The 10238-nt window shown below is 39.0% G+C and carries 8 protein-coding genes; all 8 read left to right on the top strand.

The annotated features are described in order from the left end of the window. The 8 genes from CWD90_RS21670 (at position 1) to CWD90_RS23130 (ending at position 10147) form a co-directional block, all read left to right on the top strand. Positions 1 to 1509: a DUF1501 domain-containing protein gene (locus CWD90_RS21670; RefSeq protein ID WP_103478149.1), complete on the top strand. Its 1509-nt coding sequence runs from the start codon at positions 1 to 3 to the stop codon at positions 1507 to 1509. 210 nt (positions 1510 to 1719) lie between these two features. Next, a complete protein-coding gene (locus tag CWD90_RS21675; protein WP_103478150.1) occupies positions 1720 to 3117 on the top strand; it encodes a c-type cytochrome domain-containing protein in 1398 nt (465 codons plus the stop codon). Between the two features lie 111 nt (positions 3118 to 3228). Then, positions 3229 to 4668 (top strand): PKD domain-containing protein, encoded by a 1440-nt coding sequence (locus tag CWD90_RS21680; protein ID WP_103478151.1) that lies wholly within the window; start codon positions 3229 to 3231, stop codon positions 4666 to 4668. A 95-nt stretch (positions 4669 to 4763) separates the two neighbouring features. Further along, positions 4764 to 6194 (top strand): SLC13 family permease, encoded by a 1431-nt coding sequence (locus CWD90_RS21685; protein ID WP_103478152.1) that lies wholly within the window; start codon positions 4764 to 4766, stop codon positions 6192 to 6194. 334 nt (positions 6195 to 6528) lie between these two features. After that, the gene (locus CWD90_RS21690) at positions 6529 to 9030 is read left to right on the top strand and encodes a zinc-dependent metalloprotease (protein WP_103478153.1); all 2502 of its coding nucleotides are present in this window, start codon (positions 6529 to 6531) and stop codon (positions 9028 to 9030) included. A gap of 218 nt (positions 9031 to 9248) precedes the next feature. Beyond that, positions 9249 to 9434, top strand: coding sequence for a hypothetical protein (locus CWD90_RS21695; RefSeq protein ID WP_103478154.1), 186 nt, complete (start codon positions 9249 to 9251; stop codon positions 9432 to 9434). Positions 9435 to 9574: 140 nt separating this feature from the next. Continuing rightward, positions 9575 to 9754, top strand: a complete 180-nt coding sequence (locus CWD90_RS21700) for a hypothetical protein (RefSeq protein WP_103478155.1) — start codon at positions 9575 to 9577, stop codon at positions 9752 to 9754. A 240-nt stretch (positions 9755 to 9994) separates the two neighbouring features. Continuing rightward, entirely contained in the window at positions 9995 to 10147 is a 153-nt protein-coding gene (locus CWD90_RS23130) for a hypothetical protein (RefSeq protein WP_157941296.1), read from the top strand. The last annotated feature ends 91 nt before the right edge of the window (positions 10148 to 10238 follow it).

Genomic DNA, 10238 nt, shown 5'->3' on the forward strand with positions numbered 1-10238 from the left:
ATGAACAGTTTAGACCGATTATTAAAAGAAAAGTTACAGCGGGAAATTCAAGCAAAGACCCGTCGGCATTTCATTAAAGATTGCGTTGCCGGTATGGGTGGTTTGGCCCTTGGCTCCTTCTTTATGTCCTGTAATTCCTTTCTTGGCAACAATGAAAAAGGAAAAATTGCCCTAACCGAAAGGGATATAAATCCTTTGGCTTCGATGGCACCCCCTTTCCCTGCCAAGGTAAAATCGGTTATTTACCTGCACATGGCCGGGGCACCATCACAACTCGAAATGTTCGATTATAAACCTACCCTTCAAAAACTGGACGGACAGGTCACACCACAATCGATGTTAGAAGGAAAAAAATTCGCATTTATTAGGGGAACACCTAAGCTTTTGGGGCCCCAGGCAGAATTTAAGCAACATGGGGAATCGGGCAATTGGGTCTCCAACTTTTTGCCCCACTTTTCCAAGGTAGTAGATGAGGTTGCCTTTCTTAAGGCTGTAAACACCGACCAATTTAACCACGGTCCTGCCCAATTGTTCATGCATACGGGGAGCCCTAGATTGGGCAGACCAAGTATAGGGTCCTGGGTCACTTACGGCCTAGGTTCCGAAAATCAGAATTTACCCGGCTTTGTAGTACTCACCTCAGGCGGCAAAACACCGGATGCAGGAAAGAGTGTTTGGGGAAGTGGTTTTTTACCATCAGTATACCAAGGGGTACAGTGTAGGTCCAAAGGAGATCCGGTGCTTTATATAGACGATCCCAAAGGCATTACCCGTAATCTTAAGAAAAGTACCATTGATGCTATAAACAGCATCAACAAGGAAGAATTTAATCAATATTCGGATCCCGAAATTCTGGCAAGGATCAACCAGTATGAAATGGCCTATCGCATGCAGACCGCGGTACCCGAGGTTATGAACATCAATAATGAACCTGAACATATCAAAGAAATGTACGGGGTGCAACCAGGAAAGGAATCTTTTGCCAACAACTGTCTTTTGGCTAGAAAACTCGTCGAGGATGGGGTACGTTTTGTACAATTGTTCGATTGGGGATGGGATAGCCATGGTACAGGTCATGATACAGCCGTGGACCTAGGGCTAAGAAATAAATGTTCAGAAATAGACAGACCCATGTCCGCGCTACTCTTGGATCTTAAACAAAGGGGGTTACTGGATGAGACCTTGGTGGTATGGGGAGGCGAGTTCGGCCGGACTCCAATGCAGGAAAACAGGGAAGGACAGGAAATGGCATATAAAGGTAGAGACCACCACGGCGACGCCTTTACTATGTGGATGGCCGGTGGCGGCATAAAAAAAGGTGCCAGTTGGGGAGTGACCGATGAGATAGGCTTTTCTGCCTTGGAAGGCCAAGTCTCCGTTCATGATGTACATGCCACCATGATGCACTTACTGGGATTTAATCACGAAAAATTTACTTATAATTTTCAAGGAAGACCCTTCCGCCTTACAGATGTTGAAGGACATGTAATAAACGAAATACTTGCCTAAAAACCAACCAGCCAAAACAATACAATGCAATGCAATTATTTATCATTCTTTCGGATTTTCATTATTCTCTTATGGACAACAAAAGGTCACGTTTTTTCAAACCGATCGGGGAAATAAATTGTCTTAGCATGCCCTCTTTAAGAAGGCCAAGACTTCTGGCCATGACGAACACCCTAAAACAACGTCTAAATTTGAATAAATAGTTAATTAATGGAAGTTATTCAACAATTAATTGGGCGTTTACACCCCCTAGTAGTTCATTTACCTATTGGTTTTATTATTACTGGCCTATTACTGCAATGGTATGACAGAAAAAACCATGCATGGACCAAAATAATTGGTATAATATTTCAATGGGCATTTATTTCCGCAACCATAGCGTGCATAAGTGGGTACCTACTATATACAGGCGAGGGATACTCCTTTGATACGGTAAAATTTCATTTATGGTTGGGCATAACCACCGCCATATTTTCTTTGTTGATGTATTTGCGACTGGCTGCTCCTTTAAAATTGGAGTTCCTTATGCGGTTACCTGTAGTAATGTTCTCTTTCTCATTACTTTTTTTAATATCGTTTACCGGGCATCTTGGGGGGAATATCACCCATGGATCCGACTACCTTATTGAACCGCTGCCAAACAGCATTAAAACGCTATTGGGAGTTGGCCCAAAAGTATATGAAATGCCTACTATTGAGGAAGAAAATTGGGAAGAAGCCATACTCTATACAGACCTGGTACAGCCCATATTGAACAATAGGTGCGTAAGCTGCCATAATGCCAAAAAAGAAAAGGGCGAATTACAATTGGAGGAGGAGAATGGCATTCTTAAGGGAGGAGAGGACGGAGAGGTAATAGCACCAAGCGATCCGGAAAACAGTGCTCTCTATGCTAGATTAATATTGCCATTGGAGCATGAAGATCATATGCCTCCTAAGGATAAGACCCAGCTCTCCAAAGAGGAGATAGAAATTATAAAAACCTGGATAGTCCACAAAAATTCATTCGACAAGAGTATAGGTGAACTGGGATTAAAAAAAGAAATGTTCAAAGCCTTTTTTCCAAAGGCAAAGGACGACACCTATCCTGATTTAGAGGTGGCCGAAGTTCCTGCAGATACTATTTCAGCTATAAAGAAAAAAGGCTTTCATATAGAAAGGGTTAGTGAGGAAAATAATTTTATTAGAGTGTCCTGCATTAACAAACCATCTTTTTCTGATAAGGATATGGACCTACTCTCCCCTGTTAAAAATCAGATTGTTTATCTAGATCTTGGGGAAACACAGATTACAGATGCCATTTTTGAAAAATTAAGCAGCCTGCCCAACCTTACCGTACTAAAGATGGACAATACTGGCATAACAGGTAAAAACATTGAAAGCTTGGAAAAACTTGAATACCTAAGAAATCTAAACCTTATGGGCACCAATTTTGAGGAGATCCATCTAGCCCATTTAAAAAGGTTCCAAAAATTACAGACTGTATACCTGTTTAACACCTCTATTAAAAAACCGGATCAAACGGACAAGCCAAAAGAAGGAGAATTATTTATGGATTACGGAGGTTATGAATTGCCCAAAATAGCTACTGATTCCATTGTTTATTGATTTGGCAACCAACTTGTTGTTTTCACCGTTTAAACTCCTGATTACAACGAAATATTGAAACAACAGTAACGGCAGGACGTTAATACTATTAGGATTACAAATCATAATAGTGTGAAAAACATTTACTCGCTTATTTTAATTTCAATTATTGTAGTTTCTTGTACCAAGGATGCAAAGACCGATGTCATCAATCCCGAGCTTGAAACAATTTTAACAGCTTGCTTTACCGTAAGCAAGGATACTTTAACCGTTGGCGAATCCTTACAGTTGACCAATTGCTCCAAAGATGCTGTGATTTATTCCTATGATTTTGGCAATAATGAAATCAGTAATCAGGAAAGCCCCTCTATAACCTTTGAGGAAGGAGGAAATTTCACCATAACCCTTGTAACCTATGACGACCAAAGACATAGTAAAACCTTTAGCCATACCGTTTTTGTAGAGACCCCTTTGGAATCCTATTACCACTTCCCTGATATTTCTTTGGGATTGAATGGTCTACCTATAGGGATAGGCATAAATCCTCAGAACGGCAATATTTACTATTTGGAAAAATCTGAGGACCTGGTTGGCCTCACTATACCCAAATTCTATTATAAAGAACTGGATAACACTCTAATACCTTCTTCCGTTTACATTGCAGACAAGCAATTTAACACTGGACATGGTTTTGTGAATTTTCAGGGCAATGGCAATAAGAACATCCATTTTTCCCGAACACTACCAGAATTATACGGATCTCAAGAAATAACCCTAAATAACACGTGGCTACTAATGTCTACCGTAAATTCTGCCACCAAATACCTTTACGGATACTTGAAAGAAGATGTGAATTCAATATTCTACGGAACACAAAAGGATAACGGGATTTATAAAGCCGTAATTGAAAAAAGAAATGCCAATGGCGATGCCTTTGATGTTCAATTTAAAACTATAGGATATAATAATGCAAAGCTGGCGGATATGATAAAGACCGGGGATGGCTATGTGGCCTTTGGAGGAACGTTCGACAAGAATATTACAGCGCCAAATATTACAAATTATAGTCCATCACTTATATTCTTTGACCATGATTTAGCCGCAACCAAAACAGTGGTATATGCCCATACTGTGTTAGGCACACATATCACTGAAGTTAACCATTTAAATGGGGCCTATCACATAATACAATTGTCCAATGGAAATTTAGCTACTTATGGCAATGGGGAACTTACCGTTTCCAAGCCGGATGGAAGGCTCATAGCCTCCCATTATTTTAATATCGATAATGACATCCAAGCCATGATTTCTTTGGGAGACACCTTTGTAATCTCAACCGGGGATGGCTATTTGCGAAAATACGACCCCAACGGAACAGAGATTGGAAAGCTGAAGTACAATGGAAATTTTATACCGGATTTATTGGAAATAAACAATAATCTGTTTTTCGTTGCTGGGTACCGCACCACGGATACGATCATCAACTTAGGTGATCTATCCGTTGTGAAAATTTTATATGGCGTAGTGGATAAAGACTTAAATTTAATCTCCTTGGAGTCTATCTTTAATTAATTGGAATCATAGTGGTAAAACCATAAATAACCCTATAATTTTGATTTTTATAACTGCGGGAAATAACCTAGTTTAGAAGACCATAAACCTCCCGTATGGATTTAGGCAAAAAATTGGGGCTAATTTTAGGTCCCCTATTATTTTTTATTCTTTTAAATCTACCCATTTCCCTTGTTTCCGAAAAAGGCGATGCCGTAATCGCAGTGGCCGTTTGGATGGTGATTTGGTGGATTACCGAAGCTGTTTCCATTTCCGTGGCAGCACTATTGCCTCTAATTCTGTTTCCTTTACTTAAGATAATGCCCATCAGCGAGGTGGGTGCAAATTATGGAAGCCCTATTATTTTTCTTTTTTTTGGTGGCTTTGTCATGGCTCTGGCCTTGGAAAAAGTGAATTTACATAAGCGTATTGCGCTCAATATTATAAAAATTACGGGAACAACACCTAACAAGGTAATTTTGGGATTTATGATCGCTACGGCAGCCTTAAGCATGTGGATAAGCAATACGGCAAGCACAGTTGTTATGCTCCCTATTGCTATGTCCGTTATTGGACTATTGGTTAATGATGCAGATGGTTTTACCAAAGATGATCGCAATTTTGCCCTAAACGTTATGTTGGGGATTGCTTTTTCTGCAAATGCTGGCGGCATAGCCACTGTTATTGGGACCCCTCCCAATTCTATTTTAATTGGTTTGCTGGAAAACGAATACAATATTGAAATCTCATTTCTTAAATGGATGGTTATTGGCTTACCCTTTTCAATTATCATGGTCACCATTAGTTATCTGGTCCTTGTAAAATGGTTATTCCCCAATAAACAATTAAAATTTACGGGCTCCAAACAGATTATTCAGGAAGAATTAAAAAAATTGGGACCAACCACCAAGAAAGAAAAAATGGTACTCGTAATCTTTGGTATTACCGTTTTCCTGTGGATTTTTAGAACCCTGATCAACGGGATATTCCCGACTTTAGGATTATCGGACACTATTATAAGTATGATGGCTGCAATTGCCCTATTCGCAATCCCATTTAACCTAAAAAAGGGCGAGTTCATAATTGGGTGGAACGACACTGAAAAATTGGCCTGGGGAATTCTAATACTTTTTGGGGGAGGATTGGCCTTGGCCGAAGGTATGTCTACGAGCGGCATAGTAGATGTTGTGGCAAATACCATTTCAACTAGTAATATCAGTATATTTTTTACTGTAGCCCTGCTAATTACATTAATGTTATTCATGACAGAATTGATGAGCAATGTGGCCTTGGTCGCTGTTCTTGCTCCAGTGGTGGCGGGTATCGCTATAGGGCTTGATATACCTATACTTTACCTATTGATTCCAGTTACCATAGCCAGTAGCTGCGCCTTTATGTTACCTATGGCCACACCACCCAATGCCATCGTATTTGCAAGTGGCTATATAAAGGTGTATCAAATGGCCAGGGTAGGAATAATTCTCAACCTCATCTCTGTAGTACTGTTAATTCTGTTGTTCCAATTCGTAATCCCCCTACTCTTCTAATTCTAAAAGTTCAATATTTCAAAACCATTCAGGAAAGACCTAACAAAAGTAAAGCCTTTGCTCTCACAAAGGCTTTACACTTGCCTGATTCAAATAATCTATAAAAAGGTATTCTCTATTAATTAGACTTCTTAAAAGTAAAAGTGTTACAGATAATTTTAAAAAATTTATCCTAAGGTCCTAAAAAATCAAAAATCAACCCCTTAAGACTAACAAATACAGAAGATTTCGTTAATTATATTACAATTGGGCAATTATCCCAATCCACTTCCAATAGTTAAATATTTTTTAGTTCTTTGAAAAAAATCCAGAATTCATCAATATTGTGAGGTATATGTTTAAAAATTTATTCGCGAAAGCGTTATTTGTATTTTTACTAATAGGCTGCTTCCACACTACCGAGGCCCAAATCTTTAAGAAGAAAGACAAAAAATCCGAAGAGGCAGATTCTAAAGAAAAATCCAAAAAGGAAAAAATTGAATCCTATGAAAAAGTAATCACCAAAGACGCAATAACGGACAAGGGCCTTTTTGATGTCCATGTGGTAGATGAGAATCATTATTACGAAATACCAGACTCTTTGTTCAATAAGGAAATGCTAATGGTGAGCCGAATTTCCAAAACTGCTACCGGTATTGGATTTGGAGGAGGAAAAATAAACACCAAGGTCTTAAGGTGGGAAAAGTTATCCAAAAAAGTTTTGTTAAGGGTGGTTAGCTACGACATTGTTGCTGCAGATTCACTACCCGTAAGTGAAGCCGTGGTTAATTCAAATTTTGAACCCGTCTTATATACATTTGACATCAAGGCCTTTAAAAAGGATAGCCTGAAACCCGCCACGGTTGTACAAGTCAACGATCTTTTTGAAAAGGATGTAAATGCCTTAGGGATGCCGGAATATTATCGCAAGGAATATAAGGTTTCCCGTCTGGATGAATCCAGGAGTTACATAAACACCCTCAAAAGTTACCCATTAAATATTGAGGCAAGACATGTAAAGACCTATGTAGCTAGCAACGCCCCATCCAATGAAAGTTTGGGGTCTATTTCAATTGAAATAAACAATTCCATGATATTGCTCCCAGAAGAACCTATGCAACGCCGATACTATGACAAGCGTGTGGGTTGGTTTGCCCGTGGGCAGGTAGATTATGGCTTGGATGCCCAGGAAAGTAAGACTGTGCGCTTCCTTGATCGTTGGAGACTAGAGGTGAAGGATGAGGATATTGAAAAATTTAAAAATGGAGAGCTTGTTGAGCCCAAAAAGCCTATAGTTTATTATGTAGATAGGGCTACCCCAAAAAGTTGGGTTCCCTTCATAAAACAAGGAATAGAGGATTGGCAGATTGCTTTTGAAGCTGCGGGCTTTAAAAATGCAATTTTAGCGAAAGACCCCCCGTCTGCCGAGGAGGACCCGGAATGGTCACCTGAGGATGTACGTTACTCCGTTGTTCGTTATTTGGCATCACCTATTCCCAATGCCAACGGACCTCATGTTAGTGACCCTAGAACCGGCGAAATATTGGAATCGGATATCAACTGGTACCATAATGTAATGACCCTATTAAGAAACTGGTTTTTTGTACAAACGGCCGCAATCAATCCAGATGCAAGGGGAGTGGCCTTTAAGGAAGAGGTGATGGGCCGCCTAATTAGATTTGTATCTTCCCATGAAGTTGGACATACCCTAGGTTTGCCCCACAATATGGGCAGCAGTGTGGCTTATCCAGTAGATTCCCTCCGCTCCGCTTCCTTTACAAAAAAATATGGTACGGCACCATCCATTATGGATTACGCTAGATTTAACTACATTGCCCAACCAGGGGACGATGGTGTTGCCCTAATGCCAGATATTGGGATATATGACAAATATGCCATTAGTTGGGGTTACCGTCCCATATTGGACAAATCCGATAAGGAGGAGAAAGAAACTTTGGATAGTTGGATTTTAGAACATTCAGGAGATCCGCTATACCGATTTGGTCATCAGCAAGTAGGAGATGTAGTTGACCCAAGTTCCCAGACCGAAGATTTAGGGGACAATGCTATCAAAGCCAGTACTTACGGTATTGAAAATTTAAAACGTATAACCCCAAAGCTTATAGAATGGACGGCAGAAAAAGGTAAGGAATACGATGATTTAAGCACTTTGTACGGCCAAGTAATTTCCCAATTCAACCGATACATGGGGCATGTTAGCAATAACATTGGCGGGGTCTATGAAGTCTATAAGACCTATGATCAGGAAGGGGCCGTTTATACTCCTGTAGAGAAGGAACATCAAAAAAATTGTTTACTGTTTGTACAGGAACAGTTATTCCAAACACCAGAATGGTTAATCGTACCGGACATTTTTAATAAAATCGAATATTCTGGCTCTATAGAACGCATTAGGGGACTACAGGTTAGGACTTTGGACAATATTTTAAGTTTGGGCAAACTAGCTAGATTAATCGAGAACGAAACTGCCAATGGCAAGGATGCATACTCCATATTAGAAATGATGTCCGACCTCAGAAAGGGTCTATGGTCCGAAACACATAATGGGAATACAATTGACACCTATAGAAGAAATCTACAAAAAGCGCATATTGAAAGATTGGCCTACTTGATGACCGCTGAAAGTGTAACACAAAAGAAAAATTCTAGTGGGTACCAAAAGTCAACCCCAATTAACACCGGTCAGTCCGATATAAGATCCATTGCAAGAGCGGAATTAACTATCCTTAGAAGAGATTTAAAGAACGCAATTTCTAGAACTACAGATTCTATGAGCAAATATCATTTGCAGGATGCTGTAGAAAGGATAAATTTAATATTGGACCCCAATAATTAATCTGATTATATTAATGAGTTTACCTAAAATGGCACGAACAACCAATTAACATTGTTTACAGGGCTACTTATTAAAGCAGCCCTGTTTTATTCCCAAATCACAGATTTATCCGTTGAATGGATGCGTTTTATCGATATAATGTAAATTTTAACATTAAATCTTTTTCCCCATTTAATATTATTCCTACATTGAGACCATGATTAACACCCCCCCAATCTATGTCTTATAAAATAAAAAGCTTATTGTATCTAGTCTGTTTTGTGGCATCGGCCGTTTTATACTACGCCTTGGAGCCCGAATTCGACAATAAAAACAATCGTGAATCTGCAGAAGTCATTCAACTACAATCCAATAATCTGGATATAGACTCTAAAGTAGCAAAACTGGACAAAATCCTGGAATAAAACGATATCCACTTTTATTTCAAAATTTCTACCACATCTATCTGGCTTTTTACAACAATTTTAGGTGCGTTTCACAACATTCGCTAAAGTCGAGTTCATAGAATATTTATCTTAGGAGCATAATTAAAATCCCCAAATCTATGTCCTACAAAATAAAAAGTCTTTTATATTTTATATGTTTTTTAATATCCGCGTTAGTTTATAACAATCTATCCAGCGATACTACTTCTGAAAGAGAATTAATCTCAATAGAAAAATCCAAAGGCAATATTGACGCCTTGGCCGAAAACTCAGGAAATGATTTCTTGAATATCCCATAACAATAATCCAATAATTTGTTTTTAAAAAGGGCATAAACCTAGGTTTATGCCCTTTTTTTATTTTGAACCCAGCGGTCACTGATTCATTAAAAATTTAAATTACCCCAAACGCTACGGGCCAAAATTATTCTCCTAAGGGTTTTGCCCATACTGTTAAAATTGCGCTAAATCTATTGTACTCTTTAAACCAATCTACCCTTGTATTGTCCTATATACAAAACAGTATAAAAATTAAATCATATGAAAAAATTAGTTGTATTAGTTGTATTAATGGCAGGTATAACCGCCATGGCACAAAAACCAGAGCGAGAGAGAGGTCCTAGAGACGATATGAAAGACATGACCCCGGAACAAATGGAATCAATCCCAAAAGTTGTGTGTGAATTGAAATAGGAGTCCGATCTTTGCAAGAAAACGATCGGCATTGGAATTATCTTTGGACCTATTAAAGCTTATACTACCAGAACTATTAATAACGCACTTC

Source organism: Arenibacter catalasegens (assembly GCF_002909235.1).
Lineage (GTDB): Bacteria > Bacteroidota > Bacteroidia > Flavobacteriales > Flavobacteriaceae > Arenibacter > Arenibacter catalasegens.

Bases quoted from the DNA above. Each gene is read 5' to 3' on its own strand.
- CWD90_RS21690 (WP_103478153.1), top strand. From the start codon at position 6,529: ATGTTTAAAAATTTATTCGCGAAAGCGTTATTTGTATTTTTACTAATA.
- CWD90_RS21685 (WP_103478152.1), top strand. From the start codon at position 4,764: ATGGATTTAGGCAAAAAATTGGGGCTAATTTTAGGTCCCCTATTATTT.
- CWD90_RS21695 (WP_103478154.1), top strand. From the start codon at position 9,249: ATGTCTTATAAAATAAAAAGCTTATTGTATCTAGTCTGTTTTGTGGCA.
- CWD90_RS23130 (WP_157941296.1), top strand. From the start codon at position 9,995: ATGAAAAAATTAGTTGTATTAGTTGTATTAATGGCAGGTATAACCGCC.
- CWD90_RS21700 (WP_103478155.1), top strand. From the start codon at position 9,575: ATGTCCTACAAAATAAAAAGTCTTTTATATTTTATATGTTTTTTAATA.
- CWD90_RS21670 (WP_103478149.1), top strand. From the start codon at position 1: ATGAACAGTTTAGACCGATTATTAAAAGAAAAGTTACAGCGGGAAATT.
- CWD90_RS21675 (WP_103478150.1), top strand. From the start codon at position 1,720: ATGGAAGTTATTCAACAATTAATTGGGCGTTTACACCCCCTAGTAGTT.